Consider the following 20,710-nt stretch of genomic DNA (forward strand, 5'->3'; position numbering starts at 1 on the left):
ATAAAAAGCACCCCCTGCGGCCTGTACGGGCAGACCGCAGGGGGTGCTTGGCTTTTCAGATGCGCAGGGAATTAGAGGCACACATACTTGAGGATGAACAGCACGGTGAGCACATACATCAGCGGGCTGATCTTCTTCTCCTTGGCCTTGCCGGTGATCACATTGATGATGGTCCAGGAGATGATGCCGATGGCAATACCCTCGGAGATGCTGTAAGCGGTGGGCATAGCCAGAATGGTCAGGAAGGCGGGGATGCCCTCGCTGGGATCATTGAAGTCGATCTTGATGGCAGAACCCATCATGTAGAAGCCCACGATGATCAGAGCCGGAGCGGTAGCAAAGCTGGGAATGGTGAGGAACAGCGGGCTGAAGATGGTAGCCAGCAGGAACAGCACGCCGGTGGTCATAGCGGTCAGACCGGTGCGGCCGCCTTCGGTAACGCCGGAGGCACTCTCCACGAAGGTGGTGGTGGTGGAAGTACCCAGCACAGCGCCCACGCAGGTGCCGATGGAGTCTGCCATCAGTGCGCCCTTGATGTTGGGCAGACGGCCGTCCTCGTCCAGCATATCAGCCTTGGAGGCCACGCCGATCAGGGTGCCCAGCGTGTCGAACAGGTCCACGAAGAGGAAGGAGAACATCACGGCGAAGAAGTTCAGCAGGCCGACACCGGAGAAATCGGTCTTGAACACCTGACCAAAGGTCTCGCCCAATGCGGAGAAGTCAAAGCTGACAAAGGCGGTGGGGATCACGGAGTACATGCCGGCTTCCACATCGGGAACGTAGATACCGGTCAGCTCGCACACGATGCCCAGCAGCCAGGTGATCAGGATGCCGTACAGGATGCCGCCCTTGACCCTTTTGACCAGCAGGATGGCGGTGATGACCACACCCAGCAGAGCAAGGATGGCGCCCACGCCCACGCTGTGGAAGGTTGCGCCCTTGAAGTGCTGGTAGGTGACCAGCGTGGAATCGCTGTTGACGATCAGCTTGGCATTCTGCAGGCCGACGAAGGCCACGAACAGGCCGATGCCCACGCTGACGGCGCTCTTCAGGGTCATGGGAATGGCGTTGAAGATGCCCTCGCGCACATTGGTCAGGGACAGTGCAATGAAGATGACGCCCTCAACAAAGACGGCCATCAGAGCCAGCTGCCAGCTGTAACCCATGGTCAGCACGACCGTGTAGGCAAAGTAGGCGTTCAGGCCCATGCCGGGAGCCAGGGCAAAGGGGTAGTTGGCCAGCACAGCCATCAGTGCGGTGGCAATAAAGGATGCCAGCGCGGTGGCAATCAGCACAGCCTTGGAATCCATGCCCGCTGCGGACAGGATGTTGGGGTTGACGGCAAGGATGTAAGCCATGGTCATGAAGGTGGTGATACCGGCCATGATCTCGGTCTTTACATCGGTGTGGTTTTCTTTCAGGTGAAAGAACTTTTCTAACATGAGAAACCTCCTGCTTCCAATAAAACACTCCGCCGGTTGCGGACGGCGGAGAAAGAACAGCTCCCATTCTATCAGTTGAAAACGTTTTTGTCCACACCAGAAACACACAAATTTCGCAATTTGTTCAAATTTTCTTAAATAAGTATGACTTATCTCGCAAAAAATCTAGCATATTTTAGTAATTTGGACGGAATGCAGGCGATATGTGCAGAAAAAATGTGTGAGGGAAAAAAGTAGTTCCGAAACACCCTGCGGGTGTTTCGGAACTACAAATAAAATATTTTTTACAAATTACCGGCGCTTACAGCGTCTCTACCCGGTCGAACAGATCCTTTGCGGCTTCCACGGCGTCCTTGCTACCAAAGGCCACCCGTACGCCGCCGGACAACACATCAGACAGGGCGGCGGCCTGTGCTTTGAGCAGGGCAGCGTCCACGCTGCACAGCGCCTTGCGGTCGGCGGCGAGCATCTCGTCCGTGATGCCGCAGAAGTACCGGTGATCCAGCTCCCGGGCGGCGGCACGCGCCTTGCGGGGCGTGTCCAGCTTGGCGGCGGTGCCCACGATGAATTCGTCCAGATCCCGGGCGGTGTAGTCCCGGGCGGCAAGGGCGGCAGGGGCATTTGCAAAGATCTCGTAGCTTTCCCGCAGGTGGGGGTCCCGGTAGGTGTACAAAAACTCGATGCCGTCGGCGCAGAGCATTCCTGTGCCGTAGGCACCGCCCACCTCCCGGATGGTGTGCCACAGGTATTCGTAGCTCATCACCCGTGCCAGCACCCGGCGGCGGCTGTCCCGGGGCATGGGCCAAGCCAGCACATCGTAGTTCACGCCGCCGTCAATGATAAAGGCTTCGTTCACCGGGGGTGTCAGGGGCTGGGTGTAGGGCTGCGCCGGGGTGCGCCGGGCGGCGGCAAAGCGGCTTTCCGGCAGCAGGGTGCGCAGCTTTTCCAGTGCAGCTTCGGTGCCGTGCAGGCTGACGGTCAGGGCGGCGTTTTGCAGCACCCGGCAGCGCACAGCATCCAGTTTTGCGCCCAGTGCGGACCAGTCGGCCTTTTCCAGCAGATTGCACAGGAAGTGGTAGTAGCTCACGCCGGTGCAGGCTTCGTCCGCAGCGCCTTCTACATAATAATGGGCGCGGGCGCGGGTGGAGGCAAACTCATTGCCCTGCTGGATAAACAGCTGCTCCATGCGCAATTTCAGCTGGCTGACCACCCGGGCATAGGCTGCTTCGGCGGCAGCGCCGGTAAGGACGGTATCGTACAGCCACTCGCCGCCGATCTCCACCGCCTTTTCCAGGCTGCGCTCCAGCAGGCTCAGGCAGAGGGTCAGTTTCGCGTGGCAGGGGCTGCCCTCCTGCCGCCCGGTCCAGAGGTCCAGCTGGGCGCGGCTGTCGCCCAGCCATGTGCTGCGCAGGGTGTTCAGCTGCTGGGCGGTGTGGGCGGGGGTGTCCAGCTCGTCCAGCACATCGGTGAGCAGGTTCAGGTATTGCAGCTCTTCCGGGGTGACAGTGCCAAGGTCATAGTAGAAATTCAGGTACAGGCTGCCGGCAGAGGGGTGGCGCAGCAGGGTGGCACCGGCCAACTGCTCGGCGCTGCCCTGCGGGGTGGCATCGCCCGCGCCAAGGTCGGCGGCGGTGAGGGGATGCTCCAGCACCAGCTTGCCATCGGTGCGCACCGGGGCGGCGGCGTCTGCGGCCTTAGGTGCGCTGGGGATTTGCACCACCTGCACCGGGGCGGGGGCAAACAGCTCCCGCAGCAGGGTGTCGAACCATCCCTCTTCCAGCTTGCTGCGCAGGGCGGCAAAGAGCTTGTCCGTGTGCAGCAGCAGGGCGGCATCGCCGGTGTGCAGCCAGCCGGTGGCGGCGTTGATGGCGTCCAGTACGCCGTCCGGCAGGCTGCCCGGGCGCTCCAGCGAGGCAAACTCGGCCTCGTTCAAAGCGGCCAGCAGCAGGTCGTGAGGAATGCCGGTCTTTAGCAGCTCGTCCACGGCCTTGCGCACAGCGGGGGCAAACTTGCGGGCAGAATCCACCGTAGCGCCGCGCAGCAGCAGCTCCAAGGTGGGCTGCAGGGTGCTGTCGTCAAAGCCGATGTCGATATCTGCGCCCAGCTGCTCGGCCAGCAGCGCGGCCTTGAGGGGGGAGCTGTTGGTGCTCAGCAGTGCACCCAGCAAAATCTCCACACCCAGCTGCCGCTCACGGTCGGCAAATGCGCCGGTGTACCATGCCAGTGCGCACTGCACCTCGTCCGGCTTGGGTTGGTCGGTGTAGTAGGGCAGCTCCACGAATGCGCCGGGCTGCTCGTCCTGCATGGTCAGGCGGGGACGGGCAGCGGCCTTGGGCATCTTGGACAGGTAGTCCTTATCCAGCCGTGCCAGCTTATCGGCCATGTCCATCTTGCCGTACAGGGTGATGCAGCAGTTGTCGGCGCTGTAATGGCGGCGGTACACCCGCTGGTATTTCTCGTAGGTCAGGGCGGGAATGGACGCCGGGTCACCGCCGGACACAAAGCCGTAAGCGGTATCCGGGAACATCGCCCGTTGCAGGGCGTTTTGCAGCTGAGCATCCGGGGAGGCCAGCGCACCCTGCATTTCATTGTAGACCACACCGCTGACCGTGCCGTCTGCATCCCGGTGCCAGCCCTCCTGCTCGAACACCGCAGAGTCCACCATAGCCAGTGGGCAGAACACCGCGTTCAGGTAAACGTCCATCAGGTTGCAGAAATCGGTCTCGTTGGGGGTGGCAAAGGGGTAGACCGTCTTGTCCGGGAAGGTCATCGCATTGAGGAAGGAAGCCATGCTGCTTTTGAGCAGCTGCACGAAGGGGGAGCTGACGGGGTATTTTTCGCTGCCCGCCAGCACGGAGTGCTCCAGAATGTGGAACACGCCGGTGTCATCGGAGGGGAAGGTGCCGAAGCCGATGCCAAAGGCCTTGTTGACGTCCTCGTTCTCCACCAGCAGCACGGCTGCGCCGCTGACGTCATGGGTGAGCAGGGTCAAAGTACCGTGCTGCTCGGGGCAGTCCTCGGTGCGCAGGACGGTATAACCGGGATAGTGTGCCATTTTTATTCTCCTTTACGGGATGTTTTTCACAGAGGATGCGCCTGCGGCTCAGCCGCCGAACAGGCCGAAAAAGCTGGTGTGGGTCACGCCCAGCACAAGGAAAAGGGCAATCAGGGCGAACAGCACGCCGATGATGATGTCCATCTGGTGCACCGTGAGCGGAAATTTATCGTAAAGCTTTTCCTTGGGGTTTACAAAGTCCTTGCGGCCGTTGTCCAGCAGGCGCTTTTTGCCCTGCTCAAAATCGGCCTTCTGCGCCTGCAATTCAGCCTGCTGGCGGGCAAGTTCTGCCTCGCGGGCGGCCAGTGCGGCCTCGCGGCGTTCAAGCTCGGTCTGGGTATCCGGGGTGGGCTGTGCCATGGAAAGTCCCTCCTGTAAGCATAAGATGTTTTCCTTATGATACCACAAAAATGTGGACAAAAAAAGCACCCGCAGTACAAAGACTGCGGGTGCAAAGGGGGATGATGAGGAGATTACTTCTTAGCCAGATACTTGCGGATATCAATGGCGACAGCCACGATAATGACAAGGCCCTGAACGATGTAGGTGTAGGAGGAGTTGACGTTCATGAACTGCAGAGCGACCTTCATCAGCTCAAAGACCAGAACGCCGACCAGAACGCCGGGCACGGTGCCGACGCCGCCGGTGGTGGAAACACCGCCGATGGTGCAGGCTGCGATGGCGTCCAGCTCATAGCCCTGTGCGGTATTGACGGATGCGCCGCCGGACTTTGCAGCCAGCAGGCAGCCGGCCAGACCGAACATGCAGGAGGCCAGGATGTAAATGCGGATCTTGGTGGCGTAGACGTTGACACCGGCCACCTCGGCAGCAGCCTCGTTGCCGCCGATGGCGTACATATACTTGCCGTGACGGGTCTTATTATACAGGAACCAGAAGCAGAAGGCCACGATCAGGGCGAACCAGATCAGCACGGGAATGGCAAGGAAGGTATCCTTTGCCAGTGCGGTGAAGTTGGAGTTCAGAGAGCCGATGGGGGTACCGCCGGTGTACACAAGGCAGATACCGTAGACCACCTGCTGCATACCCAAGGTAGCAATGAAGGGCTGCACCTTCAGGTAGCTGACCACCAGACCGTTGCACAGACCCACGATGGCGCAGATGGCAATGACCAGAATGAACACCACGGGGGTGGACAGGGTGGGCATATTGGGATAGAACTTGCCGGAAGCGCCTTCGGTCTGCGCAAAAATGCAGGCAAGGCAGGCGGCAAAACCAGCCAGACGGCCAGCGGACAGGTCGTTACCGGTGGTGATCAGGCAGCCGGAAATGCCCAGCGCAATGATGTAGCGGATGGACACGTTCTTGAACAGGTTGATCATGTTGGTGCCGGAGAAGAAGTTGGGGTGAATGATGCCAACGATCAGGGTGACGGCCAGCATCATCATGATAATGGCGTTGTTGCTGAGCCACTTGCCCACAGCCTTGCCATTCAATTTTTTGGTAGCTTCCACGATAGACAGCCTCCTTAATTACTGATTTGCCGCAGCTGCGTCAGGTGCGGTCTCGAACTGGGTAGCCAGCGCCATGATGTTCTCCTGGGTGGCATCCTTACCGTTGATAAAGCCGGTGATGCGGCCATCGCACATGACCATGACACGGTTGGACATACCAATGATCTCGCTCATTTCAGAGGAGATCATGATAATGCTCTTGCCCTGCTTGGCCAGATCAGCGATGATGCAGTAAATTTCATACTTTGCACCGACGTCGATGCCGCGGGTAGGCTCGTCCAGAATGAGCACATCGGGGTTGTTGGCAAGCCAGCGGGCGATCAGCACCTTCTGCTGGTTGCCGCCGGAAAGGCTCTTGATCTGGGTCTTGGGGCTGGGTACCTTGATGGCCATCTTTTCCTTGTTGGTAGCCACCAGATCGAGGATCTTTTTGTTGTCCAGCATGATGGGGCCTTTGCGCAGGGCATCCAGGGAAGCGATGGAGATGTTATCGGCAACGCTCAGCACGCCCAGAATGCCGGTAGCACGGCGATCCTCAGTCAGCAGAGCAACGCTCTTGCGGATGGCATCGCGGGGCTGCTTGATGTTGACCTCTTCGCCCTTGATCCACACCTTACCGGAGGTATGGGCACGCAGGCCGAAGATGCCTTCCATCAGCTCGGTGCGCTGCGCGCCCACCAGACCGGCAACGCCCAGAATTTCGCCCTTTTTCAGCTCAAAGCTGCAATGGCGGAAGGAGCGGGGATGGATGGAGGTGAAGTCCTCCACCTTCATCATGACCTCGTCCGAGGGCACGTTCTCCAGCGGGGGGAACAGGTTGGAAAGCTCACGGCCGACCATCTTTGCAATGATCTCTTCCTTGGTCATGCTGGCAACGTCCCACTTGCCGATGTACTGGCCATCGCGCATGATGGTAACTTCGTCTGCGATGACCTTGATCTCGTCCATCTTGTGGCTGATGTAGACCAGAGCAACGCCCTGCTCCTTCAGCTCCCGCATGATGCGGAACAGGCTCTCGACCTCGTTTGCGGTCAGAGAGGAGGTGGGCTCGTCCAGGATCAGCACCTTGCAGTTGGCGGAAACAGCTTTAGCAATTTCCACCATCTGCATCTGGGCGATGCTCAAAGAGCCCAGCTTTGCATGGGGGTCGATGTCCAGCTTCAGCTTCTTCAGCAGTTCATCGGTATCTTTGTACATTTTGGCATGGTCCACAACGGTGATGATGCCGTATTTCTTGGTGGGGTAGCGCCCCAGCCAGATATTCTCAGCCACGGTACGGGCCGGAATGGGCTGCAGCTCCTGATGCACCATGGCGATGCCGCGGTCCAGTGCATCCAGCGGGGTGGGGATGGTTACCTTCTGCCCCTCGTATTCGATCTCGCCCTCGTCCATCTTGTAAATGCCGAACATACATTTCATCAGAGTGGACTTACCGGCGCCGTTTTCGCCCATCAGAGCCATGACTTTGCCGGGACGGAGTTCCAGCTGTGCATGATCCAGGGCTTTGACACCGGGGAAGGTCTTGACCACGCCTTTCATTACCAGACGGTATTCTGACATTCCGCAAAAGCCTCCTTTATGGTTGTTTACAGGCGGGCAGGTTTTTTCTAAAATAAGGCGCGTGCGCGGAGAAGATTTCTCGCACGCACGCGCTTTTTAGCTTTCGTTCAAGCCGTTAAGGCCTGCTGCGCACCTTGCATTGGTTCCGGGAAACTTTAGTCTTCCTTCAGGTACTGAGAAGCGTTGTCCTTGGTGACCTTGACGTAGTCGACCCAGTAGTACTTCTCAACATCCTTGCCGTCAACGAACAGCTTGGTAGCCTCGGCAGCCTTGGTAGCCTGACCCACGTCGTCGTTCAGAACGGTACCGGTCATGTTGCCATCGACAACGTTCTGCACAGCCTCTACCAGAGCATCGACACCGACCAGGTAGACGTCCTTGCCAACGGTGCGGCCAGCCTGCTGGATGGACTGCAGAGCGCCCAGTGCCATTGCGTCGTTGTTGCAGAAGACGACTTCGATCTTGTCGCCGTACTGAGACAGAGCGTTTGCAACGTCCTGCTGAGCGGTGGTCTGATCCCAGTTGTCCAGGTACTCGTACAAGCACTCAACTTCCTTGCCGGCATCGGTCAGAGCCTTGATGGAGTACTCGGTGCGGTACTGAGCATCGATGTTCTCGGGGTCGCCCTTGCACATGATGTAGGTGACCTTGCCGTCGCCGTTGATATCGCCCTGAGTCTCGGTATCCAGGATCAGCTCGCCCTGATAAGTACCGGACTGACGTGCGTCAGCACCGACGTAGCAGCACTTGCCCTTGTAGGAATCCAGAACGCTCTCCTCGGGCTCACGGTTGATGAACACGATGGGAGTGCCGGAGGGAGAAACGGTGTCAACGATGGTCTGAGCGGAAGTGGTCTGGACGGGGTTGATGACCAGCACGTCCACGCCCTGCTGCAGGAAGGTGTTGATCTGCTCGGTCTGGGTGTTCTGGTCGTTCTTGCCGTCCATGATGGTGACGGAGTAGCCCATGTCCTTCAGGTAGCCTTCCAGATCAGCGCGGTACAGGGTCATGAAGTTATCAGCAAACTGATAGATGCAGACGCCGATGTTGGCAGAGCCGTTGGTAGCAGCGGCAGAAGCAGCGGTGGAAGAAGCAACGCTGGAAGCAGCGGTGCTGGTGGAGGAAGAACCGCCGCAAGCGGTCATAGCAGCGGTAGCGCCCACAACAGCGGAAGCCTTCAGGAAGTCGCGACGAGAAATCATTTTCATAATAGTAATCTCCTTCATTTGTGCATCACAGCATATTCACAGACGCATTTGTCGCACGCGTCCGCAATCCCTGACAGTATTATACCCTTGTGCGGGGGTGTTCCGCAAGAGAATAAGTTCACAATATTGGTGCAAATGTTTTGTTATGTTTCTACAAAAGCGGACCAAAGGTTACAAAATCTTTTCGCGAATTATCACAATTTTTCATGCCGATGCAACCAACATACAAATATGATGCAGGTATGTAAAAAAATATGCTTGAACATGACTGAATGTTGCATGACTGCTAAAAAACCGCGAAAAGGGGCGATACATTTCTTGAAAGATATTTTCAGGGATACTACGCAGCGGAAAGAAAATGCCTTTTATACAGCCTTGCCTAGCGAGAAAAACAACACAGGTCGAGAAAAGCTCTGCTCCCCGGGTGGGGGTGGTGCTGCGACCTTGGGGTACGGCGCCGCTGTACCTTTATAGTGATAGGGCGTGCGGGACGCAGCGAACGTTTTTGTGGGAAGCACCCGAAATACAAGCGGACGTTTTTTGCGTGCCGCACCAGCTGGGAAAATAAATCTGACGCAGCTGCGTTGTGCCTTGAAAATATAAAATATACTATTTGGATAATACTTGCATGAAAATACCCGATGACCCCGCAAAAGTGCACACTGTCGGGTGCGGCGGGCGGGTGATATCCTGTGTACAGAGCCCGGGATACCGGACGAAAGGAGGAAGAACATCATGGGGCAGACAAAGCCCGCCGCCGGGCTGAAGAGCCTGAACCGCGCCGCCGACACCCTGAGCACCCTGTTGGCGCAGGAGGTAAAGGAGCTGAACGAGCGTCAGAAGGCCGCCCGGCGGGAAAACACCCCCGACCCCGGGATGATGAAGGGGCTGAAGGAAGCCACCGCTGTGCTCAAGGATCTGGCGGGCGTGGTAAAGACCCTGAACGATCAGGGCACAGAACTGGAAGGGACAGAGTGCGGCGTGGTGCTGCTGCCGCCGGTGGAACAGGAGGAAAAGGCATGAGCAGGACTGAGCGTGCAGTCATCGTGTGGAAGCCGCAGCCCCGGCAGCTGGAATTTATGCGCAGACCGGAACCGGAAGCGCTGTACGGCGGCGCGGCGGGCGGCGGCAAGAGCGATGCACTGCTGATCGAAGCGCTGCGGCAGGTGCACATCCCGCATTACCGGGCGTTGATCCTGCGCAAGACCTACCCGCAGCTTTCCGACCTTGTGGATAAGAGCCAAATGTATTACCGCCGGGCTTTCCCGGAGGCGCAGTACAACGCCACCTCCCATGTATGGGTCTTTCCCAGCGGGGCAAAGATCTGGTTCGGCTCTATGCAGTACACCAAGGACCGCACCAACTATCAGGGCAAAGCCTACGATTTTATCGGCTTTGACGAGCTGACCCACTTTGAGTGGGACGAGTACAGCTACATGATGAGCCGCAACCGTCCCACCGGGCCGGGCACCCGGGTGTATATGCGTGCCACCACCAACCCCGGCGGCATCGGCCACGGCTGGGTGAAGGCGCGGTTCATCACCCCCGCCCCGCCCGGCACGCCCATTGTGGAAACGGTCACGGTGCGCCTGCCGGACGGCACCGACCAGCAGATGGAGCGGGCGCGGGTGTTCATCCCGTCCAGCGTGTTTGATAACCCTGCCCTGCTGGCCAACGACCCCGGGTATCTGGCAAGCCTTGCCAGCCTGCCGGAAGCGGAAAAGCAGGCGCTGCTCTACGGCAGCTGGGACAGCTTTTCCGGGCAGGTGTTCACCGAATGGCGCAACGACCCGGCGCATTATCAGGATCAGCGCTGGACTCATGTCATCGCGCCCTTTGCCATCCCCAAGCACTGGCCCATCTGGCGCGGGTACGACTTCGGTTTTTCCAAGCCCTTTTCGGTGGGGTGGTATGCAGTGGACGAGGAAGGGCGGCTGTACCGCATCAAGGAGCTGTACGGCTGCACCGGACGCCCCAACGAGGGTCTGCGCATCGACCCGGTGGAGCAGGCAAAGCGCATCCGGGAAGCCGAGCAGAACGACCCGCTGCTGCGGGGCAGGGTGATCCACGGGGTGGCAGACCCCGCCATCTTTGACGAAAGCCGGGGCGAGAGCATTGCAGCCATGATGGAGCGCAGCCCGCATTTTTTGCGCTGGCAGCCCGGGGACCACACCCGGCTGGCGGGCAAGATGCAGTTCCACTACCGGCTGCGGTTCGCGCCGGACGGGCGGCCGATGCTGCAGGTGTTCAGCAGCTGCAAGCACTTCATCCGCACCCTGCCGAACCTTGTGTACGACGAGAGCAATGTGGAGGATATCGACACCCGGCAGGAGGATCACATCTACGATGAGTGCCGCTATGTGCTGATGGAGCATCCCATCAGCCCGCCTGAGACTTCTGCCGCGCCGCCAAGGCCGGACGACCCGCTGGAACTGCACCGGCAGGCGCGGTTCTACCGCATCTGAAAAAACAGGACAGAAAGGAAAGAACTATGGAAGATACAAGAGCAGAGAGCCTGCCCATCGGCGCGGCAGAGGCGGCGGCTGCGCTGCAGACGCTGCAGCGCTACAAGGCGGGCAAGGCGGCGCTGGACAAGCGCCTGATCGATAACGAGCTGTGGTTCCGCATGGGACACTGGAAAAACTACCGCGACCCGCTGATGCCCGGCAAGGCGCAGCCCTCCAGCGGATGGCTGTTCAACAGCATCGCCAACAAGCACGCCGATGCCATGGACAACTACCCCGAGCCCATGGTGCTGCCCCGGGCGGCAGACGATCAGGCCACGGCGCAGGCGCTTTCCAGCGTGCTGCCGGTGGTGCTGGAGCAGGCAGATTACGAGCAGGTGTACAGCGATGTCTGGTGGCGCAAACTCAAGCAGGGCACTGGCGTTACCGGCATCTTCTGGGACCCGGCGGCGCGCGGCGGGCTGGGTGACATTGCGGTGCGTAGCGTCAACCTGCTCATGCTCTACTGGGAGCCGGGCGTGCAGGATATTCAGGACTCGCCGGACTTGTTCCACCTCAGTTTGGAGGACACCGCCCGGCTGACTGCGCAGTATCCGCAGCTGGCAGGGCACGCCGCCGGTGTGGTGGACGTGCCCCGGTACATCCACGAGGACGGCCAGACCACCGCCAACAAGAGCGTGGTGGTGGACTGGTACTATAAGCGCCCAGACGAGAACGGCAAATTGCGGCTGCATTACTGCAAGCTGTGCAACGGCGTGGTGCTGTATGCCAGCCAGAACGACCCGGCGCTGGCGGCGCGCGGATTATACGACCACGGCAAGTACCCCTTTGTGTTCGACCCGCTGTTCGTGGAAGAGGATTCTCCCGCCGGGTTCGGCTACATCGACGTGATGAAGGACTGCCAGAATGCCATTGATAAGATGAACCACGCCATGGACGAGAACGTGCTGCTGGCCTCCCGCCAGCGGTATGTGCTCAGCGATACCGCCGGAGTGAACGAGGAAGAGCTGGCCGACCTGAGCCGGGACATCGTGCACGTTGTGGGCCGCCTGAACGAGGACAGCTTCCGTCCGCTGCAAACGGCGGGCCTGCAGGGCAACAGCCTGAGCTATCGCAACAGCCGCATTGAGGAGCTGAAGGAGATCAGCGGCAACCGCGACCTGACGCAGGGCGGCACCACTGGCGGCGTGACCGCCGCCAGCGCCATCGCCGCCTTGCAGGAAGCGGGCAGCAAGCTGAGCCGGGATATGCTCAAGAGCGCCTACCGCGCCTTTGCAAGGCAGTGCTACCTCATCATTGAGCTGATGCGGCAGTTCTACGACGAGCAGCGGGTGTTCCGCATCACCGGGCAGCGCGGCGAGAGCGAGTTCGTGCCCTTCTCGGCGCAGGGGCTGCGCGCAAAGCCCATGCCCGCCGTGGGCGGGGTGGAGCTGGGCAGCCGGGAGCCTGTCTTTGACATCGTGGTCAGCGCCGCCAAAAAGAGCACCTTCAGCCGCCTGTCTCAGAACGAGACCGCCAAGGAGTGCTACAAGCTGGGCTTCTTTGACCCCGCCAACGCGGACGCTGCCCTTGCGGCGCTGGAAATGATGGACTTTGAAGGGGTGGAAAAGGTGCGCGCCCGGGTGCGGCAGAACGGCACGCTGGCGCAGCAGCTGGTGCAGCTGCAGGGGCAGATGGCAAGACTGTCTGCCGCTCTTGCGCAGCAGCCCGGCGGCACCCAAGCGGCGCAGGACACTGCCGGTCTGACGGCACAGCTGCCGGTGGCGGCGGCTGCCCGCGCCATGAACTGGAACGGAAAGGAGGTGAAGTGAGATGATCAAGGTATGTTACAGCGAACTGGACGGCCCCAAGGGGCTGAGCCTGCGGCTGGAAGCCGCCGGTCACGCGGGCTATGCGCCCGCCGGGCAGGACATCGTATGCGCTGGCGCAAGCACCCTGATGCAGGCACTGGTGTACCTGCTGGCAGGGGAGGAAAACGCCCGCAGCGATGCATGGGACGAGCCGGAAGGCCCGCGCCTTGCTGTGGCAGCGCAGGCACCGGTAGCGCCGTGGGTGCAGGGCGCGTTTGAGCTGGCCAAGGCGGGCTTTACCCTGCTGGCAGAGCGCTACCCGGACAACCTGCGCTTTGCGGATGTGAGCCGCAGCGGACAGCAGAGCATGATGGACCTGCAGCTGTTTGCGGAAGGTGAAGCCGCCCCCGCGTTGAGCCCGGAGCAGACCCGGCAGGCAGTGGCTGCGGGCACCCTGAAGCCGGAAGCTACCGCCGCGCAGCCGGAAGCACCGCAGCAGACCCCGGCAGAGCCGGAGCCGCAGCCGGAAAAGCCCGCACAGCCGGAGCGTCCGGCACTGCCTTCCCTGCCGCTGCCGGTGCAGAACACGGTGCGCGGCCTGCACGCCCGCTGGGCGGCAGAGGAAGCCGCCATGCGCCGCAGCCAGCCGAGCTTTGACCTGAAAGCAGAGCTGAAGAACCCGGAGATGCGCCGTCTGATGCAGCTGCCCGGGATGCGGGTGCAGGACGCCTACCGCCTTGCCCACTACGAGGATGCCATGCGTACCACGGCACAGACCGTGGAGCAGGGCGTGGTGGAGCGGGTGCAGCAGCGCGCCGCGCGTCCGCTGGAAAACGGCCTGCGCCCCGGTGCTGCGGCTTCGGTACGGCCGGACGTAGCCGCTATGACCCGCGCCCAGCGGGAAGCCTTGGAGCGCCGTGTGCTGCACGGTGCACAAATTGAACTTTAACCTGACAGGAGAAAGGAAAAAAGCATGATGAATTTTAACATCCAGCTGTTTGCGGACGCGCAGACCAACACCACCGGCACCATGTCGGTGGAGATGAAAACCTTTTACGAGAAGCGCCTGATCGATCAGGCAGAGCCGCGCCTTGTGCATGACCAGTTTGCGGATTACTACCCCGTGCCCCAGAACGGCGGCAAGACCATCGAGTTCCGCAAGTACGACAGCCTGCCCAAGGCCAGCACCCCGCTGACCGAGGGCGTTACCCCCAACGGTCAGGCCCTGAACGTGACCAGCATCACCAGCGACCTGCACCAGTACGGCGGCTGGACTCCGCTGACCGATGTGCTGCAGATGACCGCCATCGACAACAACGTGGTGCAGGCCACCCGCGTGCTGGCAAGTCAGGCCGGCCGCACCATGGACAGTATCACCCGCGATGTGCTGGCGGGCGGCACCAATGTCATTTACGCCCCGAAGCTGGGCGCAGACGGTGCCGAGACCGCCGTTACCAGCCGCAAGGCGCTGGACAAGAGCTGCACTCTGACCCCGAAGCTGTTCTTTCAGGCAGCGGCGCAGCTGGGCGCAATGAACGCCGACCCCATCGGTGACAGCTACGTTGCCATCATCCACCCCTATGCGGCCTACGATCTCAAGACCTGCAAGGAGTTCATGGAGGTGCACAAGTACGCCGACCCCGACACCATGTTCCGCGGCGAGATCGGCAAGCTGGGCAACATCCGCTTTATCGAGACCAGCGAGGCCAAGATCTGGAAGGACGACACCTGCCCGGCGGGTCTTGCGGTGTTCGGCACGCTGGTGCTGGGTGCCCACGCCTACGGCGTGACCGAGCTGGAGGGCGGCGGCCTTGAGCACATCGTCAAGCAGCTGGGCTACGGTGACGACCCGCTGAACCAGCGCGCCTCTGTGGGCTGGAAGGGTATGCGCGCCGCCGAGCGTCTGGTGGAACAGTACATGGTGCGCATCGAGAGCGTGTCCAGCTACTCTGCCACCGCTGCCGCCAACTAAGGAGGTGCCTATGGCTGAAAAGAATGTGCGCATCCGGCTGTTCAAGGACAACAGCCGCTACAAGGGCGATCTGTTCGTCAGTGTCAACGGCGTGAACTACAAGATCCGCCGTGGCGTGGAAGTGGAGGTGCCGCCCGCTGTGGCCGAGGTACTGGAGCACAGCCAGCGTCAGGACGAGCTGACCGCTGCCCGCATTGCCGCCGCGGAGAACGCGGCGCAGTAAAATCTGCAATATCAACGCTGCCCGGCTGGGAGAAATGCCCCCGGCCGGGCTTTTTATAAAAAGGATGTGATGAGATGACCATAGGAGAGGCTTTGGAGCGTGCCGAGCAGCTGCGCCCAAACTGCCGCATTGAGACCGAGACCCGGCTGCAATGGCTGCGGGAGGCGGACGCCCTGCTGCGCACAAAGCTGTTTGACCGCGCCGCCGCCGGGGCGTTTGACGCCGTGGGCGCAGACCGTCCGTGGGAGCAGCCGGTACAGGATGACCAGACGCTGCTGGCACCGCCGCCCTTTGATGCCCTGTACCCGCACCTGCTGTGTGCGCAGATGGATGCCGCCTTGGGCGAGACCGACCGCTACGCCGGGGAGCAGGCACAGTACAACGCCCTGTACGCAGAACTGGCGGTCTGGCTGCGGCAGAACTACCCGCCCCGCAGCCGGGCGCAGTGGCGCTGGTAAGGAGGTGAGGCGATGGTACTGGCAGACAGAATACGGCTTGCCAACACCCGGCAGCTGCTGCGGGCCTTTGGCGGCCTGAACGAGACCTACGGCTGCTCGGAAGCAGAGTACAGCGCCGGAGTGAACTTTTCCACCCGGGATTTTCCCGCACTGAGCACCCGCACGCCCCGCCGCAAGCTGCGGGCGCTGACCGGCCTGAACGGGATGTACCACCTGAACGGTCTGCTGACCGTCTGCGGGCGGGATATCACCTATACCCCGGACGATGCCGCCGCCCCGGCGGTGACGAAGCCGGACGCCGTGACCGATGGCCGCAAGGCGCTGGTGGGCATCGGTACAAAGATCCTGATCTTTCCGGACAAGGTGGCCTTTGATACGGCAGACGGCAGTGTGACTGCACTGGGAGCACTGTGGACGGCGGCGGGCAAAAGCGTGACCTTTGCCCCCTGCGATGCCGCAGGCAAGACTTATCAGGTGGAAGCCTTTGGCCGGGAGGAGCCCGCCGAACCGGCAGACGGACAGCTGTTTTTAAAGGTAGAGGATGCCGACCATCCGTGGCGGTACGACAGCACGCTGGAGATGTACAGCAAAAACTCCGGCAGCTGGGCGGCCATCCCGCTGGAATACTGCCGCATCACGGCGGCAGGGCTGGGCAAGCTGTTCCGGCAGTGGGACACCGTGACCGTGCAGGGCGCAGCCGCCGAAGCGGCAGGGCAGAGCCCGGAGCTGAATGGAGACCAAATCGTGTATGACGTGGGCGAGGACTGGCTGCTGGTGCGCTGCACCCCGCAGGGCGAGTATTTCTACGGTACACTGGTGCAGAACGCCGCCGCCGCCCAGTGGCAGAGCATGGACGGCAAACAGCACCGCAGCGTGGAAGCCGCCCAGACGGTATCCATGGAGCGCCGGGTGCCGGAGCTGGATTTTGTGACCGAGTGTGACAACCGGGTGTGGGGCTGCAACAGCAGGGAGAACGTTATCTACGGCTGCAAGCTGGGCGACCCCACCAACTGGTTCAGCTACCGGGGCATCGCCGCAGACAGCTACGCCGTCACCGTGGGCAGCGACGGAGCCTTTACCGGGGCAGCCTCCTGCATGGGCTATGCACTGTTTTTTAAGGAGAACACCCTGCACAAGCTGTACGGCTCCAAGCCTTCGGATTTTCAGCTTTCCAGCCTGCGCTGCCGGGGCGTAGCCAAAAACGCCGCCCGCAGCCTGTGCGTGCTGAACGAGACGTTGTATTATCTCTCGCCGGACGGTGTTATGGCGTGGGACGGCAGTCTGCCCACCAAGGTGTCCGGCGCGCTGGACGCCGCAAAGCTTTCCAACGTGCAAAGCGCCGTGGGCGGCGCGCTGGATGGCCGGTACTACCTGCACATCTCCCGGGAGGATGCCCGGCTGCTGGTCTATGATACCGAGAAGGGGCTGTGGAGCGAGGAGGACGTCTGCTCCTGCGATATGACCAGCACCGGCGGGCAGCTTTATCTGTGGGACGGACAGGCGCTGTGGGCGGCAGACCCCACCCGCGAGCCGGACTGGCAAACCACCGACGGCGTGGAAACGGACATCCCCTTTGAGCTGGTCACCGGCGATGTGGGGCTGGACAGCACCGAGCAGCGGTATCTCTCCCGACTGACCTTGCGGCTGGACGCCGAGTGCACCAGCACAGTAGAAGTGGCGGTGAGCTATGACGGCGGCGCGTGGGAGACGGTGGCTTCCCTTGCCGCCCAAGGCAGCCGTCGCAGCTGTGACCTGCCCTTTGTACCCCGGCGGTGCGGGTCGCTGCGGCTGCGGCTGCGCGGCAAAGGGCAGATCACCCTGCGCGGACTTGTGCGCACCATCGCCCCGGCAAAGGGAAAATTATGGGAGGAGGATGCCTCATGGCAAGCATGAACGGCTTGAGCAAGCTGGGCCTGCCCAAGTTCAGCGATAACATGGACCCGGAGGATGCCCGGGCACTGCGCAGCTATCTGTACCAGATGCAGGAGCAGCTGCAGTATGTACTGACCAATCTGGATACGGAAAATATGTCCGACACCCTGCGCAGCAAGCTGCAGGGATTATAAGAACGAAAGGAGAATTATATGGCATCCAAAAAGAAGGAGGAACTGCTGCAGCCGGAGGTGCAAACGCAGGCACAGCCCGCTGCGCAGTCCACTTACAGCGCCGAGGGGCTGAACAGCCGCGCCGATGTGGAAAAGGCCATGGCAAACGCCAGCTACCGCCCCGGTCAGCAGGTGACCGATGCGGCCGACGCCCTGAAGCAGTGGCAGCAGAACCGCCCTGCAGACTATCAGAGCAGCTATCAGGATAAGATCAACAGCCTGCTGGGGCAGCTGCTGGAGCGGGAGAATTTTCAGTACAGCTACACCCGCGACCCGCTTTACCGCCAGTACGAACAGCTGTATACCCAGAACGCCCACAACGCCAGCGCGGACGCGGCGGCGCAGGCCGCTGCTCTGACCGGCGGTTACGGCTCCAGCTATGCCACCAGTGCGGCGCAGCAGGCCTATCAGCAGCAGATCGGAGGGCTGGCCAGCGCCATCCCCACCCTGTACAATCTGGCGCTGGATACCTACCAGAGCGGCGGCGAAGAACTGGTGAACCGGCTGGACCAGCTGAACGGACAGGAGCAGAATGCTCAGACCCTGTACGACCGTCAGCTGCAGGACTACTACACCCAATTGCAGCAGAAAGGCGAGGCGTACAACGACGCCTATGCCAAGGACTACGGTCAGTATCAGGAGCACCTGAACCGGCTGGACACCCTGCACGGCTACTACACCGCGCAGGAGCAGGCGGAAATCAGCCAGCGCCAGCAGACCTTCAATAACATCATGACGGTGCTGGGCGTCATCGGGGACGTGGTGCAGCTGGCCATTACCGGCACCACCGGTCTGGGCACGTTGGCGGGCAGCCTGATGAACACCGGGTACAACATCTACGCCGGCAACCGCGCCTACGAGGCCGAGCGCGCCGACACCCAGTGGAGCCAGCAGATGCAGGAGAAGCAGCGGCAGGACGCACTGACCCAGCAGCAGTACGATAACACCGCCAGCGAGCGCGCCTATCAGGACGCGCTGAAGCAGCAGGCCTTCAACAACAATGTGACCACCCAGAAGCTGAACATTGCCAAGGGTGAGTGGGCACTGAAGCAGGCTAACGCCCAGCAGAAGGCAGCACAGGCCGCCAGCAAGGCAGCGGCTGCGGGCACAAGGTCCGGCAGCGGAAAGGCCACCGGCAGCAGCGGTTCTGCTTCCGGCGGCAGCCGCTCTGCTTCCGGTGGCAGCCGCAGTGCCGTCAGCGCCGGGGTGCCCTACACGGCAGCGCTGCTGCGCAGTCAGGGCAAGAGCAATGTGGCCATCACCTCCGCCCTGCGGCAGGAGGGCTATACCCCCGCCCAGATCGCAAAGATTATACAGGAGATGAATAAGTAAGAGAAAAGGCACCCCGGCAAAGCAGCTGCTTTGCCGGGGTGCCGTACTTTTGTATTATCCTGCCAAAAGAAAAAGTCCGCTGTTTTGAACAGCGGACTTTTTGGTGGGGTGCCCAGTGGGACTCGAACCCACGGTCTCCAGATCCACAATCTGGCGCGTTAACCGACTACGCTATGGGCACCACATAGATGCGCCCGAAGGGACTCGAACCCCCGGCCCACTGCTTAGAAGGCAGTTGCTCTATCCACCTGAGCTACGGGCGCACGTTGTTATCCCAATGGGTTCCATTATGGCGGCAGTTCTGTGTCGGCACAGGCTGCGAGAGAAATAATACCATACCCATCGCATTCTGTCAAGGAAAATCTGAAAAAAGTTTCAACTTTTTTGCGCTGCGGGCAAAAATGACCGTTCCAGCGTGTAGGAATGGCCTTACAGCAGCCACATTCCGGCACAGCCCAGCGCAAAGCCCAGTGCAAAGCCGCACACCACGTCCCGCACATGATGCACCCCGGTGAGCACCCGCAGACAGCAGATGAGCAGGGCGATGCCCACCATCACGCAGCCTGCAGCGGGGTAGAAATACAGCCACACCGCCGCCAGCACGGCGGCGCTCAGCGCGTGGCGGGAGGGCATGGAGTGTCCACGGCTCTCCTTTGCTACCAGCGGGGTAAAGCCGGGCTGCTCGTAGGGGCGGGGGAAGTGCAGCCGACTGCGCAGCAGCGTGCCGCCCCAGAACACCAGCCCCGGTACAAAGACGGAGCGGGCGATGAGCACCATAAAGTCCAGCGCGGCCTGCTTCTGGGTGAGGAACAGCCGCGAGAGCCGGATGTTCAGCAGGCACAGCAGCACCGGATAGCACACAAAGGGCACCAGCGGCAGCCACCGGTCCAGAAAAACGACCAGCCGCTTTACGGCCGGATGGGCGCTGAACCAGTGATAGATGGGCTTATACTGTTCTGCGGTCAAAGCAGCTCTCCTCCTGTCGGGACGGACATCAGAAACAGGTGTCCAGATAGTTTTCCACATCAAAGGGCTCCGGAGTGGAATCCTTGCGCAGATACAGCGGGTGGTGCGGGTGTCCCTTTTTGCTGCGCTTGCCAAAGGTGACCCACGGGATCTCCCGCTCCCGCGTCAGAGCTACCATCTCCCGCATCAGACCGGGCAGGTAGTCACGCTTTTCGATCAGGGTGCCCCATGCCGCCCACATGGTGGGCTCGGTCTGGGCCAGAACGGCCTGCAGCCAACGCAGGTTTTCATCGCACAGGGCGCGGTCGGGGGTCTTGTCCATATCGTTGGGGTCGGTGGCGCGCTGGGGGTAGACGTTGAACATGATCCAGCTGTCAAAGCCGTTGGCGGCGGCCAGCCGCTCCACACTTTTTAAGGTGGGGTCCAGCGCACCGGGCTGGGCGGTACTGGGATTGATGCCGATGCACACCAGCGGGTGCTTGCCCACCCGCCCCAGAACGTAACGGTAGCTTTGGTAGGTGTGGGGCTCGTAATACCAGATGCCGCCGGCGTATTCGCCCGCCTCGAGCACGGGCAGAGAAATGGTCTGCATGATCGTAAACTCCTGTCGGTTTTGAATATCATTCTTATCGTACCTGAAACCACCGGGAAAATCAACCGTT

At 61.0% G+C, this 20,710-nt stretch carries 18 protein-coding genes and 2 tRNA genes; 10 read left to right on the forward strand and 10 right to left on the reverse strand.

Features of this window, described 5'->3' with window-relative positions:
• Positions 1 to 71: 71 nt before the first annotated feature.
• The 6 genes from MTP43_RS02930 to MTP43_RS02955 all read right to left on the reverse strand — a co-directional run bounded on the left by MTP43_RS02930 (position 72) and on the right by MTP43_RS02955 (position 8,737).
• Complete coding sequence (locus tag MTP43_RS02930; protein ID WP_113621470.1) at positions 72 to 1,442, reverse strand: NCS2 family permease; 1,371 nt, start codon at positions 1,440 to 1,442, stop codon at positions 72 to 74.
• A 301-nt stretch (positions 1,443 to 1,743) separates the two neighbouring features.
• Complete coding sequence (locus tag MTP43_RS02935; protein ID WP_117527140.1) at positions 1,744 to 4,497, reverse strand: insulinase family protein; 2,754 nt, start codon at positions 4,495 to 4,497, stop codon at positions 1,744 to 1,746.
• A gap of 48 nt (positions 4,498 to 4,545) precedes the next feature.
• Entirely contained in the window at positions 4,546 to 4,857 is a 312-nt protein-coding gene (locus MTP43_RS02940; RefSeq protein ID WP_015536637.1) for a hypothetical protein, read from the reverse strand.
• Between the two features lie 113 nt (positions 4,858 to 4,970).
• Positions 4,971 to 5,969, reverse strand: a complete 999-nt coding sequence (locus MTP43_RS02945; RefSeq protein ID WP_097782693.1) for an ABC transporter permease subunit — start codon at positions 5,967 to 5,969, stop codon at positions 4,971 to 4,973.
• Between the two features lie 18 nt (positions 5,970 to 5,987).
• A complete protein-coding gene (locus MTP43_RS02950) occupies positions 5,988 to 7,529 on the reverse strand; it encodes a sugar ABC transporter ATP-binding protein (RefSeq protein WP_117527142.1) in 1,542 nt (513 codons plus the stop codon).
• A gap of 155 nt (positions 7,530 to 7,684) precedes the next feature.
• Positions 7,685 to 8,737 (reverse strand): substrate-binding domain-containing protein, encoded by a 1,053-nt coding sequence (locus MTP43_RS02955; protein WP_117527144.1) that lies wholly within the window; start codon positions 8,735 to 8,737, stop codon positions 7,685 to 7,687.
• 735 nt (positions 8,738 to 9,472) lie between these two features.
• On the opposite strand from MTP43_RS02955, the gene MTP43_RS02960 reads away from it, so the two are divergent.
• The 10 genes from MTP43_RS02960 to MTP43_RS03005 all read left to right on the forward strand — a co-directional run bounded on the left by MTP43_RS02960 (position 9,473) and on the right by MTP43_RS03005 (position 19,082).
• On the forward strand, positions 9,473 to 9,760 hold the full coding sequence (locus MTP43_RS02960) for a chemotaxis protein (protein WP_112090406.1): 288 nt from the start codon (positions 9,473 to 9,475) through the stop codon (positions 9,758 to 9,760).
• Positions 9,757 to 11,202 carry a terminase large subunit domain-containing protein gene (locus MTP43_RS02965; RefSeq protein ID WP_117527146.1) on the forward strand — a complete coding sequence of 482 codons (1,446 nt, stop codon included), beginning with the start codon at positions 9,757 to 9,759 and terminating at the stop codon, positions 11,200 to 11,202. Before MTP43_RS02960 ends, MTP43_RS02965 begins: the two co-directional genes overlap by 4 nt.
• A gap of 26 nt (positions 11,203 to 11,228) precedes the next feature.
• The gene (locus tag MTP43_RS02970; RefSeq protein WP_113621465.1) at positions 11,229 to 13,013 is read left to right on the forward strand and encodes a portal protein; all 1,785 of its coding nucleotides are present in this window, start codon (positions 11,229 to 11,231) and stop codon (positions 13,011 to 13,013) included.
• 1 nt (position 13,014) lies between these two features.
• Positions 13,015 to 13,941, forward strand: a complete 927-nt coding sequence (locus tag MTP43_RS02975) for a ribosomal-processing cysteine protease Prp (protein WP_113621464.1) — start codon at positions 13,015 to 13,017, stop codon at positions 13,939 to 13,941.
• A 24-nt stretch (positions 13,942 to 13,965) separates the two neighbouring features.
• The gene (locus MTP43_RS02980; protein WP_015536641.1) at positions 13,966 to 14,964 is read left to right on the forward strand and encodes a N4-gp56 family major capsid protein; all 999 of its coding nucleotides are present in this window, start codon (positions 13,966 to 13,968) and stop codon (positions 14,962 to 14,964) included.
• Between the two features lie 10 nt (positions 14,965 to 14,974).
• Entirely contained in the window at positions 14,975 to 15,187 is a 213-nt protein-coding gene (locus MTP43_RS02985) for a hypothetical protein (RefSeq protein ID WP_005927203.1), read from the forward strand.
• Between the two features lie 74 nt (positions 15,188 to 15,261).
• Positions 15,262 to 15,645 (forward strand): hypothetical protein, encoded by a 384-nt coding sequence (locus tag MTP43_RS02990; RefSeq protein ID WP_005927206.1) that lies wholly within the window; start codon positions 15,262 to 15,264, stop codon positions 15,643 to 15,645.
• Between the two features lie 12 nt (positions 15,646 to 15,657).
• Entirely contained in the window at positions 15,658 to 17,538 is a 1,881-nt protein-coding gene (locus MTP43_RS02995; protein ID WP_113621463.1) for a hypothetical protein, read from the forward strand.
• Positions 17,526 to 17,711: a hypothetical protein gene (locus MTP43_RS03000; RefSeq protein WP_015536643.1), complete on the forward strand. Its 186-nt coding sequence runs from the start codon at positions 17,526 to 17,528 to the stop codon at positions 17,709 to 17,711. Before MTP43_RS02995 ends, MTP43_RS03000 begins: the two co-directional genes overlap by 13 nt.
• A gap of 18 nt (positions 17,712 to 17,729) precedes the next feature.
• Positions 17,730 to 19,082: a cell envelope biogenesis protein TolA gene (locus tag MTP43_RS03005; RefSeq protein WP_113621462.1), complete on the forward strand. Its 1,353-nt coding sequence runs from the start codon at positions 17,730 to 17,732 to the stop codon at positions 19,080 to 19,082.
• 104 nt (positions 19,083 to 19,186) lie between these two features.
• On the opposite strand, the gene MTP43_RS03010 is transcribed toward MTP43_RS03005, so the two are convergent.
• The 4 genes from MTP43_RS03010 to MTP43_RS03025 all read right to left on the reverse strand — a co-directional run bounded on the left by MTP43_RS03010 (position 19,187) and on the right by MTP43_RS03025 (position 20,640).
• Positions 19,187 to 19,263, reverse strand: a tRNA-His gene (locus MTP43_RS03010).
• 8 nt (positions 19,264 to 19,271) lie between these two features.
• A tRNA-Arg gene (locus MTP43_RS03015) sits at positions 19,272 to 19,345 on the reverse strand.
• Positions 19,346 to 19,511: 166 nt separating this feature from the next.
• A complete protein-coding gene (locus tag MTP43_RS03020) occupies positions 19,512 to 20,048 on the reverse strand; it encodes a phosphatase PAP2 family protein (protein WP_113621461.1) in 537 nt (178 codons plus the stop codon).
• 28 nt (positions 20,049 to 20,076) lie between these two features.
• Complete coding sequence (locus MTP43_RS03025; protein WP_112121283.1) at positions 20,077 to 20,640, reverse strand: DUF1643 domain-containing protein; 564 nt, start codon at positions 20,638 to 20,640, stop codon at positions 20,077 to 20,079.
• Positions 20,641 to 20,710 lie beyond the last annotated feature (70 nt).

Origin of the sequence: Faecalibacterium sp. IP-1-18 (assembly GCF_023347355.1) — a bacterium.
GTDB classification, from domain to species: domain Bacteria; phylum Bacillota; class Clostridia; order Oscillospirales; family Ruminococcaceae; genus Faecalibacterium; species Faecalibacterium prausnitzii.

Coding starts and splice junctions, on each gene's coding strand:
- MTP43_RS02930 (WP_113621470.1), bottom strand. CDS start 1,442: ATGTTAGAAAAGTTCTTTCACCTGAAAGAAAACCACACCGATGTAAAG.
- MTP43_RS02965 (WP_117527146.1), top strand. CDS start 9,757: ATGAGCAGGACTGAGCGTGCAGTCATCGTGTGGAAGCCGCAGCCCCGG.
- MTP43_RS03000 (WP_015536643.1), top strand. CDS start 17,526: ATGGCAAGCATGAACGGCTTGAGCAAGCTGGGCCTGCCCAAGTTCAGC.
- MTP43_RS02955 (WP_117527144.1), bottom strand. CDS start 8,737: ATGAAAATGATTTCTCGTCGCGACTTCCTGAAGGCTTCCGCTGTTGTG.
- MTP43_RS02985 (WP_005927203.1), top strand. CDS start 14,975: ATGGCTGAAAAGAATGTGCGCATCCGGCTGTTCAAGGACAACAGCCGC.
- MTP43_RS02935 (WP_117527140.1), bottom strand. CDS start 4,497: ATGGCACACTATCCCGGTTATACCGTCCTGCGCACCGAGGACTGCCCC.
- MTP43_RS02950 (WP_117527142.1), bottom strand. CDS start 7,529: ATGTCAGAATACCGTCTGGTAATGAAAGGCGTGGTCAAGACCTTCCCC.
- MTP43_RS02975 (WP_113621464.1), top strand. CDS start 13,015: ATGATCAAGGTATGTTACAGCGAACTGGACGGCCCCAAGGGGCTGAGC.
- MTP43_RS02960 (WP_112090406.1), top strand. CDS start 9,473: ATGGGGCAGACAAAGCCCGCCGCCGGGCTGAAGAGCCTGAACCGCGCC.
- MTP43_RS03025 (WP_112121283.1), bottom strand. CDS start 20,640: ATGCAGACCATTTCTCTGCCCGTGCTCGAGGCGGGCGAATACGCCGGC.
- MTP43_RS02995 (WP_113621463.1), top strand. CDS start 15,658: ATGGTACTGGCAGACAGAATACGGCTTGCCAACACCCGGCAGCTGCTG.
- MTP43_RS02980 (WP_015536641.1), top strand. CDS start 13,966: ATGATGAATTTTAACATCCAGCTGTTTGCGGACGCGCAGACCAACACC.
- MTP43_RS02970 (WP_113621465.1), top strand. CDS start 11,229: ATGGAAGATACAAGAGCAGAGAGCCTGCCCATCGGCGCGGCAGAGGCG.
- MTP43_RS03005 (WP_113621462.1), top strand. CDS start 17,730: ATGGCATCCAAAAAGAAGGAGGAACTGCTGCAGCCGGAGGTGCAAACG.
- MTP43_RS02940 (WP_015536637.1), bottom strand. CDS start 4,857: ATGGCACAGCCCACCCCGGATACCCAGACCGAGCTTGAACGCCGCGAG.
- MTP43_RS02990 (WP_005927206.1), top strand. CDS start 15,262: ATGACCATAGGAGAGGCTTTGGAGCGTGCCGAGCAGCTGCGCCCAAAC.